Annotated in this window: 19 protein-coding genes and 1 pseudogene; 10 read left to right on the top strand and 10 right to left on the bottom strand. The window is 67.6% G+C overall.

The window, feature by feature from the left end; all coding sequences use genetic code 11:
- Positions 1-220: 220 nt before the first annotated feature.
- From AC3ERS_RS29195 to AC3ERS_RS29205, 3 genes and pseudogenes are all read left to right on the top strand, one after another.
- Entirely contained in the window at positions 221-1,402 is a 1,182-nt protein-coding gene (locus AC3ERS_RS29195) for an NAD(P)/FAD-dependent oxidoreductase (RefSeq protein ID WP_431971328.1), read from the top strand.
- Positions 1,403-1,448: 46 nt separating this feature from the next.
- Positions 1,449-1,613, top strand: a pseudogene (locus AC3ERS_RS29200) (RNA polymerase subunit sigma-24); the annotation flags it as partial.
- Between the two features lie 126 nt (positions 1,614-1,739).
- Positions 1,740-1,931 carry a hypothetical protein gene (locus AC3ERS_RS29205; RefSeq protein WP_488186870.1) on the top strand — a complete coding sequence of 64 codons (192 nt, stop codon included), beginning with the start codon at positions 1,740-1,742 and terminating at the stop codon, positions 1,929-1,931.
- Between the two features lie 32 nt (positions 1,932-1,963).
- On the opposite strand, the gene AC3ERS_RS29210 is transcribed toward AC3ERS_RS29205, so the two are convergent.
- Entirely contained in the window at positions 1,964-2,584 is a 621-nt protein-coding gene (locus tag AC3ERS_RS29210) for a TetR/AcrR family transcriptional regulator (RefSeq protein WP_431971330.1), read from the bottom strand.
- Between the two features lie 100 nt (positions 2,585-2,684).
- Between AC3ERS_RS29210 and AC3ERS_RS29215 the strand changes: the two genes are divergently transcribed.
- Positions 2,685-3,497, top strand: a complete 813-nt coding sequence (locus AC3ERS_RS29215; RefSeq protein WP_431971332.1) for an SDR family NAD(P)-dependent oxidoreductase — start codon at positions 2,685-2,687, stop codon at positions 3,495-3,497.
- 192 nt (positions 3,498-3,689) lie between these two features.
- Here the strand turns inward: AC3ERS_RS29215 and AC3ERS_RS29220 are convergent, their stop codons facing one another.
- Complete coding sequence (locus AC3ERS_RS29220; RefSeq protein ID WP_431971333.1) at positions 3,690-4,583, bottom strand: NAD(P)H-binding protein; 894 nt, start codon at positions 4,581-4,583, stop codon at positions 3,690-3,692.
- A gap of 67 nt (positions 4,584-4,650) precedes the next feature.
- Between AC3ERS_RS29220 and AC3ERS_RS29225 the strand changes: the two genes are divergently transcribed.
- Positions 4,651-5,457, top strand: coding sequence for a LysR family transcriptional regulator (locus tag AC3ERS_RS29225; RefSeq protein WP_431971334.1), 807 nt, complete (start codon positions 4,651-4,653; stop codon positions 5,455-5,457).
- A 141-nt stretch (positions 5,458-5,598) separates the two neighbouring features.
- Here the strand turns inward: AC3ERS_RS29225 and AC3ERS_RS29230 are convergent, their stop codons facing one another.
- The gene (locus AC3ERS_RS29230; RefSeq protein WP_431971335.1) at positions 5,599-8,481 is read right to left on the bottom strand and encodes a helix-turn-helix transcriptional regulator; all 2,883 of its coding nucleotides are present in this window, start codon (positions 8,479-8,481) and stop codon (positions 5,599-5,601) included.
- Positions 8,482-8,616: 135 nt separating this feature from the next.
- Here AC3ERS_RS29230 and AC3ERS_RS29235 point away from each other — a divergent pair, with 135 nt between their 5' ends.
- The 3 genes from AC3ERS_RS29235 to AC3ERS_RS29245 all read left to right on the top strand — a co-directional run bounded on the left by AC3ERS_RS29235 (position 8,617) and on the right by AC3ERS_RS29245 (position 11,686).
- Positions 8,617-9,777: an epoxide hydrolase family protein gene (locus AC3ERS_RS29235; RefSeq protein WP_431971336.1), complete on the top strand. Its 1,161-nt coding sequence runs from the start codon at positions 8,617-8,619 to the stop codon at positions 9,775-9,777.
- A gap of 166 nt (positions 9,778-9,943) precedes the next feature.
- Positions 9,944-10,843, top strand: a complete 900-nt coding sequence (locus AC3ERS_RS29240) for an RNA polymerase sigma-70 factor (RefSeq protein WP_431971337.1) — start codon at positions 9,944-9,946, stop codon at positions 10,841-10,843.
- A 21-nt stretch (positions 10,844-10,864) separates the two neighbouring features.
- Positions 10,865-11,686 (top strand): SDR family NAD(P)-dependent oxidoreductase, encoded by an 822-nt coding sequence (locus AC3ERS_RS29245; protein ID WP_431971338.1) that lies wholly within the window; start codon positions 10,865-10,867, stop codon positions 11,684-11,686.
- A 144-nt stretch (positions 11,687-11,830) separates the two neighbouring features.
- Here AC3ERS_RS29245 and AC3ERS_RS29250 read toward each other — a convergent pair whose 3' ends face one another.
- Complete coding sequence (locus AC3ERS_RS29250; protein ID WP_431971339.1) at positions 11,831-12,241, bottom strand: RidA family protein; 411 nt, start codon at positions 12,239-12,241, stop codon at positions 11,831-11,833.
- A gap of 78 nt (positions 12,242-12,319) precedes the next feature.
- On the opposite strand from AC3ERS_RS29250, the gene AC3ERS_RS29255 reads away from it, so the two are divergent.
- The gene (locus tag AC3ERS_RS29255) at positions 12,320-12,712 is read left to right on the top strand and encodes a winged helix-turn-helix transcriptional regulator (protein ID WP_431971340.1); all 393 of its coding nucleotides are present in this window, start codon (positions 12,320-12,322) and stop codon (positions 12,710-12,712) included.
- 101 nt (positions 12,713-12,813) lie between these two features.
- Here the strand turns inward: AC3ERS_RS29255 and AC3ERS_RS29260 are convergent, their stop codons facing one another.
- Positions 12,814-13,809: an alpha/beta fold hydrolase gene (locus tag AC3ERS_RS29260; protein ID WP_431971341.1), complete on the bottom strand. Its 996-nt coding sequence runs from the start codon at positions 13,807-13,809 to the stop codon at positions 12,814-12,816.
- Between the two features lie 283 nt (positions 13,810-14,092).
- The gene (locus tag AC3ERS_RS29265; RefSeq protein ID WP_431971342.1) at positions 14,093-15,019 is read right to left on the bottom strand and encodes an MBL fold metallo-hydrolase; all 927 of its coding nucleotides are present in this window, start codon (positions 15,017-15,019) and stop codon (positions 14,093-14,095) included.
- 125 nt (positions 15,020-15,144) lie between these two features.
- Here AC3ERS_RS29265 and AC3ERS_RS29270 point away from each other — a divergent pair, with 125 nt between their 5' ends.
- Positions 15,145-16,035 (top strand): LysR family transcriptional regulator, encoded by an 891-nt coding sequence (locus AC3ERS_RS29270; RefSeq protein ID WP_431971343.1) that lies wholly within the window; start codon positions 15,145-15,147, stop codon positions 16,033-16,035.
- A gap of 37 nt (positions 16,036-16,072) precedes the next feature.
- Here AC3ERS_RS29270 and AC3ERS_RS29275 read toward each other — a convergent pair whose 3' ends face one another.
- The 4 genes from AC3ERS_RS29275 to AC3ERS_RS29290 are packed head-to-tail and all read right to left on the bottom strand — an operon-like array spanning position 16,073 to position 20,341.
- Complete coding sequence (locus AC3ERS_RS29275; RefSeq protein WP_431971344.1) at positions 16,073-17,026, bottom strand: STM4011 family radical SAM protein; 954 nt, start codon at positions 17,024-17,026, stop codon at positions 16,073-16,075.
- Complete coding sequence (locus AC3ERS_RS29280) at positions 17,023-18,363, bottom strand: STM4012 family radical SAM protein (RefSeq protein WP_431971345.1); 1,341 nt, start codon at positions 18,361-18,363, stop codon at positions 17,023-17,025. Before AC3ERS_RS29280 ends, AC3ERS_RS29275 begins: the two co-directional genes overlap by 4 nt.
- Positions 18,360-19,202, bottom strand: a complete 843-nt coding sequence (locus tag AC3ERS_RS29285) for an STM4013/SEN3800 family hydrolase (RefSeq protein WP_431971346.1) — start codon at positions 19,200-19,202, stop codon at positions 18,360-18,362. The genes AC3ERS_RS29280 and AC3ERS_RS29285 overlap by 4 nt, the downstream gene beginning before the upstream one ends.
- Positions 19,199-20,341, bottom strand: coding sequence for an STM4014 family protein (locus tag AC3ERS_RS29290; protein ID WP_431971347.1), 1,143 nt, complete (start codon positions 20,339-20,341; stop codon positions 19,199-19,201). The genes AC3ERS_RS29285 and AC3ERS_RS29290 overlap by 4 nt, the downstream gene beginning before the upstream one ends.
- Position 20,342: the final 1 nt, after the last annotated feature.

The raw sequence follows: 20,342 nt of genomic DNA on the forward strand, positions 1-20,342 counted from the left end.
TCCTGTCTGGGTGGTGTTCGCATCCTGAACCGGACAGCGGCGCGAAACCTGACAGAAGCGGACTGTGATCTAGGTCATCACCCCTCGACGAGGAGTCCGTGTGCTCGCATGACCGACGCGAGATGTTGCGTGTCCCAGGTCACAGCAATGGATTGTCACGTTCTCCGGGCCCGCCCTGTCCCCTAGCCGACCCCAACGAACGAGCCCCAGGGAGCAAGCGATGAACACCACCACTGTCCACCAGATAGTTGTCCTCGGCGGCGGCTACACCGGCCTGATCGCCACGGCTCGGCTGGCCCGCTACACCCGCAAGCTGAACACCCGCATCACCCTCGTGAACCCCTCGCCCCGCTTCACCGAGCGGCTGCGCATGCACCAGGTCGCCACGGGTCAGGAACTGACCGACTTCCAGATCTCGGACCTGCTGAAGGGCACCGGCGTGGAATTCCACCAGGCCGCCGCCACCGCCATCGATACCGCCGACCGCATCGTCACCCTCGACGACGGTGGGGTCCTCTACTACGACACGCTGGTCTACGCCCTCGGCAGCGCCACCGACACGAGCACCGTTCCCGGTGCGGCGGATTATGCCTGGACCCTCAACGATCCCCGTCTGGCACACCGCTTCTCGCAGCGGCTGACCGAGATCGCCGCCGTGGGTGGCACGGTCACTGTCTGCGGTGGCGGACTCACCGGAATCGAGGCGGCCGCCGAGATCGCCGAGGCGCACCCCGGGCTGACCGTCAACCTGGTCAGCGCGGCCGAACCCGGCTCCATGATGGGCGAGAAGGCCCGCGCCTACCTGAACCGTGTCCTGGACCGGCTGGGTGTGGTGCGCATGGTCGGGGTGAAGGTCACCAAGGTGCTGCCCGACGCCGTGCGTCTGGACACCGGTGAACTCGTCCCCTCGGACCTGATCCTGTGGACCACCGGGGTGCGAGTGCCGCCGCTCGCCAAACAGGCCGGAATCGCCACCGACGCGAAGGGACTCATCATCACCGACCCCACCCTGCGCTCGGTGTCGCACCCGGAGATCCATGCCATCGGAGATGCCGCCCTGGTGCGGCAGGCCTGGGGGCAGATCCACGGCACCTGCCAGAGCGGCGTGGTCACCGCCGACTACACCGCCACCGTCATCGCCCGGCTGCTGCGCGGAAAGACGGTGAAGCCGTTGCGCTTCGGCTACTTCCACCAGCCGGTGAGCCTGGGCCGCAAGGACGGGGTCATCCAGTTCACCAACGCCGATGACACCCCGAACCGCTGGTACCTCAAGGGCAAGGCCGCGGTCATCTACAAGGAGCAGGTCAGCGGCACCCCGCCGGTGGCCGCCAAGGTGAGCCGCTACGTGAAACTCCCTGTGCAGCTGTCGAAGGGCGGCCGCGCCACCCGTAAGACCGCATGACGATCCGGGGTCCGGGGCCGAGGAACCACCAGGTTTCTCGGCCCGCCCATGTCTTCCCGAACCGCTGATCACGGCGCCGAACGCCGCTGAGGAGACCGAAGTGGCCGATACCGTGTCGACGGCCATGCTGGTCGTCCTCGAAACCCTCGACCCCACTGAGCGCGCCGTATTCGTGCTGGGTGAGATCTTCGGCTACTCCTACGCCGACATTGAGCCCCATCGGATGGGTCTCGGTACGTGGCTCGTGTTCGAGGTCGTCCTCCGGAATCAGGCGGACGCCCGGCTCGACCGGTGGTGAGATCCAGAGGGTTCCGTCATCGCTGCGACACACCTCGTGGTGGCCGTGACCGTGGGCTTCCTCGACGTAGACGCGCAACCCGTCGAGCACCAGTTGCGTGCTGCCCTCGGCAGCGAGCTCGTCGCCATGGACATCCCAGCCGCCGAACCGCGCCCCCGCATCACACAGCACCAGGAAGAGCCCGTCGTGCACGGGATTTCGGATGGATCCGAGGTAGTTCACGATGGGTAGCTTATGAGCAGAAGCCGCGGAAAGACCGTGCCCTAGCTGTCGCGGACGGCGGTGAGCACCCGGTCACAGAGCCGTTCGAGTTCCTCGATCCCGCCCTGGCCTTCGTGCTCGAGCCAGACAGCGGTGGCTGTGTCGAGGCACGCCAGCGCGGTGGCCACGATCGCTTGGCCGCGTAGACCGGGCGGGGCATCGCTGTCGCCGAGTCGCCGTTCGACCTCGGGTGCGAGTTGTTCCTGCCAGCGCAAGTGCTTTTCGAGGTGGGCGGCCCGCAAACCAGGGCTGGCGGCGACCAGCCGGGCGATCGCGAGACCGCGCTGGGGTGTCGCCCGGATGTTCAGCGCGGCGAACGCATGCCGCAGTGCCTCCCAGATCGGTTCGTCGTCAGGGCGCGCACGCAGCCCTTCGAGGATGACGGGGCCTTGCTCGGCCAGATCGCCGAAGACGATGTCCTCCTTCGTGCCGAAATAGCGGAAGAAGGACCGGCGGGAGATCCCGGCCGCGGCGACGACCTGGTCGACGGTGGTGTTCTCGAATCCCTGGTCCAGGAACAGTGCCAGAGCGACGTCCACGATCTCCTCGCGAACACGACGGCGGGTCCGCTCCCACATCCGGCCCGTGGCCGTCGCCTCCGGCTGGTCCTGATGCCTCGTCACACCACAACCGTATCCGATGTGATGCCTGCCTGAACCTGTGCGTCCATCTGGCACTTGATGCTAGTTTGGCACTCGATGCCAGATGTTCTAAGGAGTTCGTATGCCACTCGACCACCACGGCGCGCTGACGCTCGTAACCGGCGCCAGCTCGGGAATCGGCGCGGAGTTCGCCCGTCAACTCGCCCGCCGCGGCTCCGATCTCGTCCTCGTCGCACGCCGCGAGGACCGGCTCGAGGCCCTGGCCGCCGAACTGGAGGCCGCGCACGGCGTCGCCGTCACGGTGCTCGCCTGCGACCTCGCCGAACCGGGCGCCGCCGCACGCCTGGCCACCCAGTTGCACGACCGTGGTCTGCGGCTGACCGGGCTGGTGAACAACGCAGGCTTCGGCACCCACGCGCCGTTCATCCACGAAAACCCCCAACAGATCCGTGCCGAGATCGCCCTCGATGTGCAGGCAGTCGTCGAATTGACCAGGACCTTCATCGATGATCTGCGCACATCCGATCGCGGTGTCCTGGTCAATGTCGCGAGCATGGCCGCCTATACCCCCATCCCACGGATGGCCGTCTACGGCGCCGCGAAGGCATTCGTACTCAGCTTCACCGAGGCCCTCTGGTACGAACACCGCGGCACCGGGCTGCGGGTGCTCGCTCTGTCACCGAGCGCCACCCGGACCGAGTTCTTCGACACCGCAGGCCCGCAGGCGGCGGCCGGCCAGCGGCTGCAGACGCCACAGCAGGTCGTCGAGACCGCACTGCGCGCGCTGGATCGGCGCGACCCGCCGCCCAGCATCGCTGTCGGCAGGATGAACCGACTGGCCGCGACGCTGAGCCGACTGGCCAGCCGCAAGCGGTCGGTCATGATGATGGGTGCGCTGACCGCCCGCGCCGCCGCGACGGCAAGCGCCCGGTGAGCGTGGCGCTTGTGCTCGTCGGCGGCGGCGTCGGCGGACTGGCCGGGCGGGTGCGTTCGACGGTCCGCGCGAGCAGAGAGTGGAGCCCGTCGACACCGACCTCGTCCTGGGCACCTCGACCAGAACTACAGCCAGCGCGCTACCGAGCAGCTCCAGCCCGCAGATGCCCGATGATGAGGACGGTCTTGGCGCTCATGCCCGGACCGCCGGCGCGAGAATCTGCTCGCACCACTCGCGGAAGCTCGTCGGGCTCGCGGTCGCAGCGGTGCGCGGCACGCCGTGGTCGAGGCCGTTGTTCTTGGCGTGCATCATGTCGACGTAGGCGGTCGCGATCGGATCGCTGACGCCTCGCGCGGTCAGTGCGGCGCGGAAGTCGTCGAGAGACTGCCGCTGGTAGCGGACGGGGCGACCGAGCACCTCGGACATGGTGTGCGCCATATCGTTCGGTGCCAGATCCTCCGGTCCCAGCAGCGCGACCTCGCCCGTCCCCGACCAGGAGCGGTCGAGCAGCAGGCGGGCGGCTGCGGCGGCGATATCGCGGGTGGCGACTATCGGTGCCGTGCGGTCGGCGTCGGCGGTGCCGGTGAACACGCCGTCGTCGCGGATCGAAATCGCCTGCCACAGCAGGTTGTCCATGAAGGACGGGTTCGCCAGCGCCCGATAGGCCACGCCGGAACTCGCGATCAGATCGTCCATTGCCAGCGACGCCGTCACCTGCCCGGCGCGACCCGCGACGGGAGTACTGCGCCCGAGCGCCGAGACGCCTACGACGCGCCCGACGTCGTGGGTGGTGAACGCCTTCACGGCGGCGCGCGTGAATCCGGAAAACGCGGCATCCAGGTTCGGCGCATGGAGATCGGGCGGGACCAGCCAGAAGACGGCGTCCGCGCCGGCGAAGGCCCGGTCCACGACATCGGCATCGCCGTGCGATCCGGTGACGATATCGACGCGGGAGCGGATCGCTTCCGGGAGCTTCCCGGGATCGCGCACAATGACGCGCAATTCCTCACTGCGAGTGGATGTTTCGAGCAGGATGTCGAGCAGTCGGCTGCCGATGTGACCTGTGGGGGCGGTGATAACGATCATGCTTCGAGTCTGGTGACGGTTCGTCGCGACGTCCAAGACCCTTTCCGTAGATTGATACCGTGAGGGTATGGATCTGGATCTGCGCAAGCTCCGCTACTTCGCCGCGGTGGCAGAGCACCGGCACTTCGGCCGGGCGGCGGAAAAGCTCTACATCGCCCAGCCTGTACTGAGCCGTCAGATCAAGGCTTTCGAGCAGGAATTGGATTGCGCGCTGCTCGTGCGAACCACCCGCAACGTGGAGCTGACCGCTGCCGGGAAGCAGCTCTACGAAGAGGCGCAGGGGATCCTCGCGGCCGTCGACGCGGCGGTGCGGCGCGTGCACGATGTCGACCGCGGCGCGCGACGGCTGGTGATCGCCTTCTCAGCCGGATTGCGTGTATCGGAGGCGATCCGGGAATTCGCGGTGCGCCACCCGGAGGTCGAGACCGATGTCGTCCCTGCGCGCTGGTGGGAGCGTGACACACCACTGCGGGACGGACGGGCTCAGATCGGTTACCTGCGACGACCTTTCGATGAATCCGGGTTGCGCACCATCCCGGTCGGTCACGAACCCCGGGTTGCCTGCATGCCCGCGACCCATCCGCTCGCGTCGCGCAGGCAACTCACCCTGGCCGATCTCGACGGTGAGCGGATGCTCGACGTCCAGAACAGGCGGACGTTGTCACTGGAAGAAAAGTTCGAGCTCATCGCCTCCGGGCACGGCCTGATACTCGTCCCCCTGAGTGTGGCACGCGCCTACGTCCGCCCCGACCTCGTCCACCGCCCCGTCACCGACGCCCCCGAGGCTGAGACATGCCTGGTCGTCGCCGCGGACCACCACGACAAGCTCCTGCGCGAATTCCTCGACATCGCCATTGCGACACTGCGGCACTGAATCGGCGACGGGCCGGTATGTCATCGCATGCGAAGACTCGGCGGCCCGGCCGAGAACGCGGCGGTGATCGAAGCAACTGCACCGACTGCCCGGCCGTTCGTCGGCACGTTTCGGCCGCCGCGTCGCCGGGCGCGGGCGGACCTACGAGATCATGTTGTGCCGGTGGGCGATTGCGGCTGCTTCGGTGCGGCTGGACGCGCCGAGTTTGGTGAGGATTCGGGAGACGTGGACCCCGGCGGTGTTGGGGCTGATGAACAGCTCGGTGGCGATGCTTCGGTTGCTCATCCCTTTGGCGACCAGGCGCAGCACATCGAGCTCACGGGCGGTGAGACCGAAACCGCGCGGCGCGGCGTTCGGACTCGGAGAGCCAGCAGGGGGATTGTCCACGGTGAGGCGGGCGCGGAGGGCCAATTGCTGTGCGGCATCCAGAATCGGGACCGCCCCGAGCTCGGTGGCGCGCGATACGGCTAGTCGCAGCGCAGCGATTGCCGATACACGATTGCCCTCGGCGACACCGGATTCTGCCGCGGCGAGTAGAGCTTGCGCGTGTTCGTAGGGTTGGCTCAGGGCGCCCCAGGCATCGGCAGCCGTTGACCAGTCGAGTGCGGTTCCCGTGGTGTGCGCGCGGAATACGGCGGAGTGCGCGATGGCGACCGGTGAAGTCTGCGGCATCGAGTCGGCCAAGGCCCGCAGCTCGGCCGGGACCTGCGGTACTCGGGCGCTCAATGCCAGCAATGGCCAGGTTTCGTGCGGATGGGCGGTCAGCACGGCCGTGCCGTCGGCCACCGATTGATCGAGAATCGCTCGCGCCGCTTCCATATCCCCGTGCTGCATGGCGAGTGCGGTGCGTAGGACGTGCAGCTGGATGCGATACTGCTGCGCCCAGACACCGTCGCCGAGCAGTGTTGCGGCCTGCGCGGCCAGCCTCTGCGCCTGCTCTGTATCACCTTGTGCCAAAGCTATTTTGGCGTAAGACAGCCGCAGCGCCGCCACGCTCAGCGGCGGCAGCTGCGTCAGCTGCACGTCATCGACCACGCCGAGCGCTTCGGGCCAGCGGCCGAGCGCGGTCAGCGCTTGGGCCCACTTCACGAACAGGATCGGTCCCGATTCCTCGAAGCGGAAGGCGGCCTGCGCTGCGCGGAGTCCTCGTTGGACCACGCCGATCGCGGCCTCGTATCGGCCGGCCCCTACCAGTACCGCCGATTCCCACACCGCGACGTCGACGGCGATTCGAGTGTCCGAGGACAGCTCGGCGGCAAGCCTGGCCTGTTCGAAACACACTATGGCGGTGTCGATGTCGTCCGCGGACGCCAATCCTCGGTAGGCGTGGGCGCGGGCGGTCAATCGCGCGATCCGCACCGGGTCCGGGGTCGGCCCGTAGCCGGGACCGAAGTCCAGTCCCGCATCCGCGATGTCCGCCGGAGATTCGACGGTGCGCAGGACCGCGGTGGCGTCCTCGGCCGCGCCGGCCGGATCGCCCGTGAAAACGCGATGGACGGCGCGGGCAGCCAAGACTTCTGCGCGGAGAAGTGTCGGTGGCTGTACGGGCAGAAGTTCCAGGGCACGGTCCACATCGGCGCCTGGGCCCGCTCCGGTGCGGCTGCGCAGCGCGGCGCGCAGTAGATACAACCGGGCGGCCCGGGACGGGTCGATGGCCGGGTCGACGGAGGCCAACGCGTCATCGACGGCGGCGATGCCGCGCACGACTTCGCCGCTACGATCGCAGGCAGCCGCAAGCTGTTCCAGCGCAGCACTTTTCGTTGTACCTAGAAGTTCCGCGGCAGCTAGGCGGTCCCACAGGTCCACAACCCGTTGCAGGGGATCCAGCTGGGCAGCGGCGTCGTCGAGGACCGCGGCGGATTTCCAGTAGGCGATCAGCGCCTGCCGCAGGTCATCAGAGGCCTCGGCATGGTGGGCCAGCTCGGCGTAGTAGACCGGCGAGGGCAGCGTCGCGCGGCGAGTGCGCAGGATCTCGACCAGTCGAGCGTGCATGCGGGCGCGTTCGGCAGGCAGCAGGTCCTCGTAGACGGTCTGGCGGATCAGCACATGCCGAAATTCGTAACCGGTGTCGGTGGTGAGCAGCAACTGCCGATCGATCAATTCTCGGACGGCCGCGAGCAGGGACGCGGCGGGCAGCTCGCTGAGGGCGGCCAGCATGTCGTGTCGCACAGGTGAGCCGATGACCGCGGCCGCGGCAACGACGACGCGGCCGGCGTCGCCCAGCCCCGACAAGAAACTCAGCAGCAGGTCGGTCAGATCGGCGGGGATACGCTCCGGCGATCGGCTCAGCGCCTCGATGAACAACGGATTTCCGCCGCTGCGCTCGAAGACCCGGGCGATCGCCTCCGGTGCAGGTTCGCTGCCCAGCAGCGCTGCCAGCTGCCGCCCGACCTCGTGTCGTGTCAGCGGCTGGGGGGCGACGATGCGCACCGCGGGGTTGCGGCGCAGCTGGGCGACCAGGTCACGAAGCGGCCCGGATTCGGCGGGCCGGTAGGTGCCGATCAGCAATACCTGTCGCTCGGCCAGATTGGCCACCAGGAATGCCAGCAATTCCCGGGTGCCCTGGTCGGCCCAATGCAGATCCTCCAGCACGAGCACGACCGGTCGCTGCGTACCCAGCTGCTCGAGCAGCATCAAGACCTCACCGAACAGCTGGGTGCGATCCGACTCGATGGCAGGCAGCCCGGATCGCACCGCCAGCTGCGGCAGCCAACGCGCCAGCGCGGGCTGCGGCGGCAGCAACGCAGCCACTCCGTCGACGCCGAGCCGGCGCACCACGCTCGGCAATGCGGCGACGAAGGGCGCGAACGGCACTGCGGTGCTGCCGAGTTCGGGACAGCGTCCGATCAGGGTGAGCACCGACGGATCGAGGCGGCGGCTGAACTCCGCCACCAACCGGGATTTCCCGATCCCGGCCTCACCGCCGATCAACACCGCGGCCACCTGCTCATCGCCGACCGCATCCGCCAGCTCCGCTACCTCCGCGGCACGGCCCACCAGCACGCCACTGACCACGCCACTCACACGGCGATCATTGCGCATCAACCACTCGGCTCGACAGTCCGCGGGCTTCTTTACCCGGCTGGATCAGGACAACGGCCCGAGAATAACGAGATTTCGTGATTCGGCGGCGCCCTCGTTACCGGAATTGTCTATGTCATGAGCAGCAACGAGATCCGCCCCTTCCGCATCGACATCCCGCAGGCCGACCTGGACGACCTGCGCGACCGCGTGACCCGCACCCGCTGGATCGATGAGGTCTCCGCAGCCGGTTGGGAGCGCGGGGTGCCGACCGCCTACCTGCGCGATCTGGCCGCGTACTGGGCCGAGAAGTTCGATTGGCGCGCAATCGAATCCGGCCTCAACGCACACCCGCAGTTCACCACCACCATCGACGGCCAGAACCTGCACTTCTTGCACATCCGCTCGCAGCATGCCGACGCCATCCCGCTGCTGCTGATCCACGGCTGGCCCGGCACCGCGGCCGACTTCCTCGACCTGATCGGCCCGCTGACCGACCCGGCCGCACACGGGGAGCCCGAGGCCCCGGCCTTCCACCTGGTCATCCCGACCCTGCCCGGCCACGGATTCTCGGGCCCGCTCACCGAACTGGGCTGGCACGACGGCAAGGTCGCTGCCGCCCTGGCCGAGCTCATGGCCCGACTCGGCTACGACCGCTACGGCGTCCAGGGCGGCGACCATGGTGCGTTCCTCGCGCCGCGCCTGGGCCGCGAGCACGGCGAGCACGTGATCGGGGTGCACGCGAATGCCCTGGTCACCTTCCCGACCGGCGATCCCGCCGATATGGCCGCCCTCACCGATGCCGACAAGCAGCGCCTCGCGGGCATGAAGGAATTCCAGGACAACGGGTCGGCCTACATGAGCTTGGCGGGTTCGCGCCCGAACACGTTGGCGCAGTTGCTCGCCGATTCGCCGGTCGCGCAGCTGGGCTGGATCGTCGAGAAGTACAAGGAGTGGACCGATGCCGCCGACGAACTGCCCGATCAGGCCATCGGCCGCGACAAGATCCTGACCACGGTCACGATCTATTGGCTCACCGATACCGCTCGCAGCGTGGCCAACTACTACTACGAGCGGTTCCACGACGGGTCGATATTCGCGCCCAAGCCCAAGGGCACCGTGCCGACCGGTGTCGCCGTCTTCACCACCGCCGATTTCGCGATCCGCCGTTTCGCCGAGAAGGCGCACAATATCGTGCACTGGTCGGAGTTCTACTCCGGCGGCCACTTCCCGGCCCTGGAAGTGCCCAACCTGCTCGCCGGTGACCTCCGCGAGTTCTTCGGCGGCCTCACCCACTGACACCAGCTATGGCGGGTCGCCTTGGTACAGACCGAAGCGGCCCGCCATCTCCGTGGGTTCCGGATTGACATGACACATAGGTCCGGTGTGTTGTGCGTGGGGCAGTCGAGCGAGCGGACAGGAATCATCCATGGTCGAAGTACGTCCTGGGGATCGTGGTGCGGCCATGAACGAAGCCAGTCGCGAGGATCCCGCCCTTGCGGCCTTCGGGATCCATCGCAACCTGCTCTTCACGGTCGCCTACGAGATGCTCGGCTCGGCCGCCGACGCCGAAGACGTCGTGCAGGAGACCTGGCTGCGATGGGCGGCAGTCGATCTCGACACGGTACGAGACCAGCGTGCCTACCTGGTGCAGATCACCACCCGTCAAGCCTTGGACCGGCAACGCACGCTCGGCCGCCGCAAGGAGACCTATGTCGGCCCCTGGCTACCCGAGCCGCTGCTCACCGCGCCCGACGTGGCCCAGAACATCGAGTTGGCCGACAGTATCTCCACGGCAATGCTTCTGGTGCTCGAGACCCTCGCCCCGACCGAGCGGGCGGTATTCGTCCTGCACGAGGTGTTCGACCTGGGGTACGACGAGATCGCGGCCGCCGTCGACAGGAACCCCGCGGCCGTCCGCCAGATCGCGCACCGCGCCCGCAGGCACGTCGATGCCCGTCGCCCGCGTTCGGTGGTCTCCCCGCGCCAGACCCGGATGGCTCTCGAGTCGTTCCAGCGCGCTCTCGAAACCGGAGACCTACAGGGCCTGCTCGACGTACTCGCCCCCGATGTCGTTTTGATGAGCGACGGTGGTGGCATCAAGCAGGCCGCACTGCGGCCCATCATCGGCGTCGACAACGTGGTCCGGTTCATCCTCGGCGGCACTTCCAAGACCGAAGCAATGATCGCGATCGACTCCACCGTGGTCAACGGCAACCCGGCACTCGTCTTCCGCCTGGACGGCGCTCTCGACGGCGTCATGGCGTTTCGTGTCGAGGACGCCCGCATCACCGGCCTCTACTTCGTCCGCAACCCGGAGAAGCTGAACCGCGTCGAATCCGAGACGCCGCTCACCCTGCGATGAAATCGCAGGTAGCGGCGGATTGTGCAGACGAGATTCCCGTCGAATTATGACCTCGTTCACACACTGTCACGGGCGCGCGAGACGGTTCGTCTAATGCGCATGACGAACCCAGAACAGACCTCGGTGCTGATTACCGGTGGCAACAAAGGACTCGGTCTCGAAGCGGCTCGGCGGCTCGGGGAACAGGGTTGGACGATCTTCCTCGGCTCGCGTGACGAAGGTCGCGGACGGGCAGCCGCGGACAAGCTGACCGCCGGTGGCGCGAACGTGGTGATGGTCCCGCTGGACGTGACCTCGGACGAATCGGTGACCGATGCGGTACGGCTCGTTCGCGAGCACACCGACCAGCTGGACGTGCTGATCAACAACGCAGGCGCACCGGGCAAGGGTGTCGCGCCCGCGGATGCCACAGTCGAGGAGATTCATTCCGTCTACGACACCAACGTGTACGGACCGATCCGGGTGACACACGCGTTTCTGCCCCTGTTGCAGGCGGCGGAGAATCCGCGGGTGGTGATGGTATCCAGCGGTGGCGGTTCCTTCACGGTCGTGACCGATCCCGAGCAGCCCTTCTCGAAATTCCACGAGCTGGCCTACAGCTCGTCCAAAGCGGCGCTGAACATGATTACCGTCCGATACGCCCAGGCGCTCCCGAAGATCAAGTTCAACATCGCCACCCCCGGAGAGATCGCCAACCGCAAGTTCGCCGCCACCGACATGAACAACCACACCGGCGCGCTGACTGTCACCGAGGGCACCGACTCGATCCTCCGTCTTGCGATGATCGACGCCGACGGGCCGACCGGGATTTTCATCGACCGTCTCGGCCCCGTTGCGTGGTGACCGTCGCGTAGCCACGACCTGCGGACGACGCCGCGGACCCGGTCCGAGTGGCGAATGCGGGCCAGGTCCGGCGAGGTGGCACCGAAACGGGTGGGGCCCAACGGACATTCGAACGAAGCCCCACCCCTGTCGGCGGTGTGGATCTCAGTCGAGTACGGCGAACGCCTCGACCTCGACGAGCACGTCGGGCTCGAAGAGGTAGTCGACGCCGATCGCCGACACGGGCGGCAACGGCCGCGGTATTCCGAGCTCGTCTGCGACGCGCTCGATGCCCGCGACGAAGTCGTCGTACTTGTCCGGGCTCCAGTGGGTGACGAAGAACCGGAGGCGTACGACGTCGGCGAAACTCGCTCCGGCGCCGGCCAAGCCGCGTGCCGTGTTGCGCAGCGCGTGCGCGACCTGGCCGGTGAGGTCGTCTGGCGCAACGGGTTTGCCCTCGGCGTCGCGGGCGATCTGACCGGCCACGTGCACCTGTCGAGTACCCGTGCTGATCGAAACATGGTGGTACGGAACGGGAGCGAACATGCCCTCGGGGGTCAGCAGCTGCACTGCCATGGTGTGTCCCTTCACAGTCGGAGTTGGTATCCGATGTCTACCTGGTACTCGAAGGGAACTTCAACGAGACTAGGTGTCATGACGGAAACCGCTCCACACAGTTCGGACAGTCCTCAGCTCACCGAGCAGCATCGCGAGCTGCTCGACCAGGTGCTAGACAAGTGGTCGTTGCAGATCCTCGACGCCCTGTGCGAGCGGCCGTTGCGCTTCAACGAGCTCCGGCGGGCGATCCCGATCGTGACGCAGAAGCCACTCACGGCGGCACTGCGGCGCCTCGAGCGCAACGGGATGGTCGAGCGCATCGTCACGAGTACGCGACCTGTCGCCGTCGAGTACCGAATCACGCGGATCGGGAAGTCGTTGCAAGACCTCATCGACGCACTCCTGCACTGGACCACCGACACATTGCCCGCCGTCGAGCGCGCACGTGCGCGCTTCGACGACCAGGTTCGAGCTGAAGAAATGCCATGACTGTGAGACTGGAAGCGGCAGCGTGCGACCAGATCTGGAGCCGCAGGTCACTACGTCGGCAGCTGCCACGACTTCCGAGACCCCACAACGGCGACTGCCGGTCATGAATCGAGGAAGCGCAATAGCTCCGCGGTGACGAACTGGGGGTTCTCCTCGATGAGCCAGTGCCCTGCGTTCGGCACGTCCACCGCGCGCACGATGTCGGTCATACGCGGAGCCACGGTGGCTCGGACCGGGTCGAGTTGCCCTTGGGCGGTCATGAGCAGGGTCGGGACATGTATCGGTACCGCTGCCGCGGTGTCGCGAACGTCCTTGTCGAGAGCGCGGTAGAGCTCGAAGCCGCCCGACAGGACCTCGGGCCTGCGGTAGGTCCGCGCGTACTCGTCGATCTCGGCGTCGGTGAAGGGGGACCGATCCGAGGTGCCGCCGAATGCCGTGCCGCCGAACGAGACCTGGGGATAGAACAGTGCCAGGTACTCGCGGACGTCGCCGCCGACGACCACCTCGGGAACCCGTCGCTGGGAATGAAAGGCGATGTGCCAGCTCAACGAGCGGTACGTGGACGCGTCGATCGCGGGCCCGGGTAGCGGAAGATCGAAGTAGCCGAGACGCGCTGTGTCGGCAGGGAATTGGGCGGCGTAGTGGAATGCCACCGCGGCGCCGAAATCGTGCCCGACGACGCGAGCGTCACGCACCCCGAGCCGATCGGCGATGAGGGTGTGTACGTACCGCGCCAGGGTGGCTTTGTCGTAGCCGCTCGGCGAGCCGGTGCTGTCACCCAGTCCGGGGAGGTCGATGGCATAGACGGTGTGATGCTCGGCGAGTGCGGGCATGATCGGCCACCAGCCGTACCAGGTCTGTGGCCAACCGTGTATCAGCACCACTGGCGTGCCGCTGCCGCCGGTCACGTAATGCATACGGACGCCGTCGATGTCGGCGAACTCGTGTCGGAAGGTCTTGTCGAACTGAGGATCTCCCTGCGTGGCGGCGGCGTAGGAGGGCACATCACCGGGCGTCGGCGTGGAACAGGCCGCGGTGACGATCGTGAGCAGGAGGATGAGCGCGACGGCTGCCGTCCGCGCGGATGCCGTGATCATGTTTTCCTGTCCTGGAGAAGGAGTCAGCGCCTGGACGCGCCGTCGAGCGATCCGCGGAGGATGTCCGCGGGGCGGCCGGTCTCCTCGATCACGTGGGTGAGTGCTCAGCGGACGCTGGGTGCGGGGTGTCCCGGTGCTCATCGAGGTCCTTCCGTCGAGAGGCGCCCAGTCTCGCTCGGCTCACGACGATCTGGCACGAAAACTTGCTGTTCCGGCAAGATGGGCTCGCGTGCGCTGCGCGCAGATACTCAGCGATCGCCTCACGGCGCGAGCCAGCGGTGAGTCATTGCTCGGGGACGCCATTGCGGTGGGCATGCGACGCTGCGTGCTCGGCGCACAGGCAGCCGACGCCTTGCTCGATCCACTCCTGCCCCACCCAGTCCGGATGCCGTTCGATCATCAGGGCGCGCACTTCCTCGATGATCGTGTCCTGGCTCATCGACGAGTCGCGGCGGATCCAGGTCTCGTCGCGCAGCAGCCGCAGGTAGTCACCGACATCGGTGAGCAGGCGCTGGCCACCGATATCGCCGTGGCCGGGAACGACCACCTTCGGCTGTTCGGCGGCCAGCCGCTGCATCACCTCGATCCAGCCGATGCCGGACACGTCGGTGTCGTGTGGCGGGAACCAGGGGAAGATCGCGAATTGTCCCGCCTCGACCAGATCTCCGGTGAACATCACCTCGGCGTCGGGGATCGTCACCACTTGGTCGCCCTTGCTGTGCGCTCGGCCGGTGGCGCGCATCTGCACCACCCGGCCGCCCAGGTCGAGGTCGTAGCGGTCGTCGTAAACGATGTCCGGGGTTGCCAATTCGACGTTCTCCAGGTGCCGGGCGATCGACGACCCGAGCCCTCGGAACATCTCGAGGTAACCGGCGCCCTTGGTGGCCAGGTCGGTGGCCTGCGCCTGGTTGATCAGGAAGGTCGCCGCGTCGCTGAATACCTGTGCGCCGAAGGCGTGCTCGGGGTGGAAGTGAGTCGTGGTCAGATACAACGTGCGGCCTGCGGCGTAGTCGGTCGCGAACTCGAGCACCTTCTCGGCGTTCGCCGGACCCATTCCGGTCTCGACGACCAACACCGAATGCGTGCCGCCGATAATCCCGATGTTGGGGACCAGCTGCACGTTTCGGTTCGGCACGACCACGAGATCGCGGGCGATTTCCCGCACTCCCGTGATCTCTACAGCGGGTTCGGGCAGCACGTATTCGGTCATGGCGTCGGTACTCCTCGGAAAAGGCTGGGCCGCAACACCGGGTTTTCGTCGCGGCCGATTGGACTTCTCCAGTCCAGCGCGGCTCGGACCGCGTCGTCCAACACCTCTTTCGTTCACTCGATACCGTGCCGGTATCGTCGCCGGTGATGGACCTGCGCGCTCTGCGATACTTTGTGGCCGTTGCCGAGGAACGCCACTTCGGACGCGCCGCCGCCCGTCTCCACATGTCCCAACCGCCACTGAGCCGGGCCATCAAACGCCTCGAGGCCGAACTCGGCGCCGATCTGCTGCATCGCTCCAGCACCGGAGTCGCACTCACCCCGGCCGGAGCCGTGCTCTACGACGAGGCGCGCGCACTGCTGGAGCAGGCCGAGCGGGTGCGCGCCCGGGTCGGCGCCGCCGCCGGACCGGCCGCCCTCACGATCGGCATACTGGCCGACAGCGCCGAACAGGCCGGTACCCGCCTCGCCGCCGCCTTCCGCGAACGCCATCCCGAGATCCACATCCGCGTCCGCGAAGCGGATCTCACCGACCCGACCACCGGTCTGCGGAATGACCTCGTCGATGTCGCGCTCACCCGCCTGCCGTTCGACGACGCCGGCATCGACACCGTGATGCTGCGCTCCGACCCGGTCGGGGTAGTGCTGCGCAGCGATGATCCACTCGCAGGCCACGAAACCTTGCGGCTGAGCGACCTTGCCGATCGCCGCTGGTTTCAACTGCCCGAGGGAATCGACCCCGTCTGGCGCGCCCATTGGAACGCCACCGAGCCCGGCGGTGAACTCCGGCGCGGTCCCGTCGTCCGCACTGTCCACGAGTGCCTGCAAGCAGTGCTCTGGAGCGGCACGGTCGGGCTGACACCGCTCACCCATGCGCTACCCGACGGCCTCATCGCCGTCCGGCTGACCGATATGCCGCCCAGCAGCCTTGTCGTCGCGTGGAACAGCACCGCCGCAAACCCTCTCATCCGGTCGTTCGCACAGATCGCCGCGGCGACCTATCGCTCGCCGCCGTAGTGAGCCTCAATTCCGACTCGACGGTGGGATCGCTGGTTCAGGTGGACGTTGCCGTCGTCGAGGCGAGGGGAATCGAGGTGCGCGCGGGGATCGCGGGAAGGCCCAGCGAAGTTTCGGCGCGCACGCGGTTAGGCCGACTCTCGACGGTGGGGATTCTTTCGAGCACTCCTCCCGCGAACACCTCGTAGAGCGGCACGGTTTCCAGGTGGACGTAGCCGATGTGGCAATCGCATTCGGTGCGGGGACAGGGGCGGGGAGCAAGGGCAGCACGGTAGGAGCCGTCGTAGAGGTTGCCCAGGGTATCCGGAACGAAATGGCAGCGGCGGACGTCGCCGTCGCCGTTCACCGAGATGACCGAGGAGCCGGTGCGGCACGGAAGACCGGCTGAGGGATGGGGATTGCGGCTGAAGGGGAAGAGGGGGTCGAGAGCGGTCCAGTCGGCCGCCGCGGCGTCGGTGTAGGTGTGGCCTTCGGCGGCGTTGACCCAGAGATAGACGTGCTCGGGTAGGTCGGCGCGCAGGCGGCGGGCGTGCTCGAGATGTTCCGGGAGGCCGACGATTCCGACGCTGAAACGTACACCTGCGCGCGCTATCCGGATGGTCTTGTCCAGAAAGCGATCGTAGGGGGTCTGGCCAGGGTGGTAGGTGCACCAGAGGGCGACGGTACCGAGGTCGGCGTCGGCGAGCCATTCGGTACGGCAACTCAGGTTGGTCTGGATGGCAACGCGATCGATGTGCGGCTGGTGCGACAGTTCGATCATGGCGCGGCGATACCAGGACCGCACGAGCCCTTCGCCCCACGGGGTGAACAGTATCGAGAGGCGGTCGCCGGTCTGCGCACACGCCCACGCGGTGAATCGTTCGAGGGCGGCGCGGTCGGCGCGGAGCTGGGCGGCCGAGTCGCGGCGTTTGGCGAAGGGGCAGTATGGACAGTCGTAATCGCAGGAGGCCAGCGGTCCGCGATAGAGGATGGTGAGATCCACCGCGGTCACCGATGTTCGTAGGCGGCCATGGCAGCGCGTACCGCGGGGGAGAAGAACTCGGGGCCGATGGCGTCGGAGTAGGCCAGACCCTCGGCGGTCAGCCCCAAGTGGCCCGATCGCGGGTCGGCCAGCCAGCCTCGCTCGGCGAGAGTGTCGAGTTCGGCGGCGAAGCTGTCGTGCGGTTCGTGGCCGAAACGCAGCCGGTAGTCGGCCACCGCGAAACCCTCGGCTTGGAGCAGCGATTGCAGCAGGTAGCGACGCTCGGGCTCGTCGCCATCGATCACCCTTCCGTATCCGGCGTGGGTGAAATCCGTTGTGGTCACGTAGGTATCGATGATCGCGCGGACTTCGCGCGGGGCGACGGCGTAATCGAACGAATAGTGCGTGCTAGAGGTATAGGAGCGCGCTCCGCATCCCAGGCCGATCATGCCGTCGGTCTGGCAGGCGTAATCGTCCGGTCCTTGCGGCGGCGCGTCGACGCGGCGGAACATGCGCATGGAAACCTGCTCGTAGCCCTCCGCCAGGAGGTGGTCACGGCCCTCGGCGTAACGCCGCAGCCGCTCTTCGTCCCACACGCGTTCGGCCACAACCGGATCGGCGTGCCGACCGAGCCCGGTCAGCGGGCGGACGTAGAGCGGGTAGAGGTAGATCTCCTCGGGTCGCCACGCCAGTGCGGCATCGAGCGACTCTCGCCAGGTCGCGGCGGTCTGACCGTCGATGCCGTAGATGAGGTCGATGTTCAGCACCGGGATGGCGGTGTCCCGGATTCGCCCCAGCGCGGCTTCGACATCGGCGCGTCGCTGCGGCCGAACGGCGGCGCGTGCCTCCCGTTCGACGAAACTCTGCACACCGAGGCTCAGCCGGGTCGTCCCGCGCTCGGCCAGGACCGCGAGGCGGTCGGCGGTCGCGGTGCTGGGCGATGCCTCGACCGAGAGCGGGATCGTGCGCAGGTCGGCGCCCATGATGTCCTCGGCGATGTCGCACAGCCTGGTCAGCTCGTCTGCTTCGAGGAAGGTGGGAGTGCCGCCCCCGATCGCGGCGATGGCGAAACGCGGGGTCTCGGCATCACCCAGGGCCGCGCGAACGGCCTCGGCTTGGCGGGTGAGCGCGTCGAGGTAGCGGCCGGTGAGACCCTCGGGCGCGCCGACGCGGGTGAACAGATTGCAGAAACCGCAGCGCACCTCGCAGAACGGGATGTGCAGATACAGCGACAGCGCACGCCGCGATTGCCCGGACCAGAGGTCGGTGAGCGCGGGGCGCGGAGCGAGTGGGCGGTAGGCGGTCTTGTGCGGGTAGGCGTAGACGTAGTTCTGATACGGCCGGGGCAGGGTGATCGTGCGGGTCATGCGGGTGGCTCCAGGAAGAAATGTCCGTAGGGGACGGTCCATACCGATTCGTGTCCGAGCCGGTGCCCGGTGAAGCCGTCGTCGCCGTAGGCGGTGCCGTGATCGGAACACACGATGGCGAAACAGCGTCGCCGCGAACGCATCACGTCGAACAGTCGGCCGACGTGCCGGTCGATGTATTCCAGCGCTGCCGCGTGGGTGGCGCGGTTGTCGCCCGCCTCGCGGGTCGCGCCGGGCAGGTGAAACCAGTTGGGCTGATGCAGGGCGGAGGCGTTGACGAACAGGAACAGTCGCCGCTCGGCAGGCAATGCCGCTACCACCTGCTCGGCGCAGGCCACCTGCGCCTCGAAAGAGGTGGGCGAGGCGACGGAGAACGCTGGTTCCCAATGGCTCTCGGCGAACATACCCGGCAGGACGCTGCCGAGCGCGCCCTGCTTGTTGAAGAAGCCGACGCCGCCGATGCAGGCCGTGTGATAACCGCGCGCGGCCAGCGCGGTCACCAGATCGGGCTCGTCGAAGACGAAGGTGCGCTCGGCGGTGGTCTCGCTGCCCGCGAAACGCGCGGCGAACAGCCGTGGGTGCGGGCCCGGTGTCGCCGGTGTCGGCAGGAATCCGGCGAAGATGGCGTGATGTGCGGCGTAGGTGAAATTGCCTGGGGCGTGGCGTTTCTGCCAGCCACCGCCGGGGAGGTGCGCGCTGATATTCGGTAACCGGCCCGCCTCCGCCAGTTCGGACGCGACGTCGTAACGCAGGGTGTCGAGGGTGAGCAACAGCAGATCGTCTCGGCCGATCACGATGTTCATGTCCGGCTCCTGCGCCGGAGCCTGTGCGATCGTCACAGCGAGACTCCTTCGAACGCGCCGAGCAGTTCTGGCGAACCGGACTGCTGGGCACGGTGATATCGACCGGTCGCGGCGACGACCTGAGCTGTGTAGGTATCCAGTCCTGCGGCCGGGCCCTCCGGCAGTCCGGTGAGCCGGGGCAGCAGATCCCCGAAGGCGTTGACCTCGGCGACCATGAACCGTCGCCACCCGACGGCGGGCAGCACATCGACACCGACACACAGTGTCGCCGGAAAACAGGCGGCGGCCTGCTCGCAGATCGACAGTGCCGTGGCCCAGTGCTCACCCGCGGCGGCGCGGAATCTCGCCAGATCGCCACGTGCACCACCCAGGTGCAGGTTGGTCAGCGGTGTGCGGCTCGTCCTGACGACGGCGTGTGTCGCGCGCCCGCCGACCACCACGACCCGCAGGTCGGCGGACCGGCCGTCTTGGGAGACCTTGGGAATCCAGCGTTCCAGGTGCAGTCCGTCCGGTGCGAGCCGGTCGATGATGGTCGCGATCTCCCGTTCGGCGGTGTAGCGACGCACGCGCAGCGAGTTGTGCAGGTGACCCTCCGGCGTGATCTCCACCGAGGTGGTCGCGCGCAGCCGTCCGTCGCGGCTGGATTCGATGGCCAGCACCCCGGAGGCCGACGAACCGTGCGCGAGTTTGACGAACACGCGCGGCATCTCGGCCTCGCGCATGAGACGCCGCACATCCGCCCAGCCGCGCACCGAGGCGCGTCCGCCGGAGGTGGGCGAGGACGGCACCGGCACCCCCGCGCGCGACAGCCGCGCATGGCACAGCCGCTTGTCGAACAGCACGGCCAGGTCAGCGGTGTCGTCGAGCCGGAAACCGCCGCGCAACGAGCGCGCGGCGTCGAGGAACCGCGCGTACCAGCGAGCCGAACCCTCCACCCGTGTCGGCTCGGAAATCCCCCGCAACAGCCGATCGACCCCGGGATTCTCGCCGGGCGAATCCAGCCGCACGATCTCGTCGCCGCTGAAATCGGCGCCGCCCTCGCTCAGCACGTCTCGCCATTCGACCACTCGGATTTCCGCCGACCCCGCGGCGCGGGCGGCGTCGGTGAACATGCCGACGCGCCGGTTCTCGCCGTTACCGACGATCACCCAGCGCGGCGGTGTCGAGGCGGACACG

This window comes from Nocardia sp. bgisy134 (assembly GCF_057708325.1).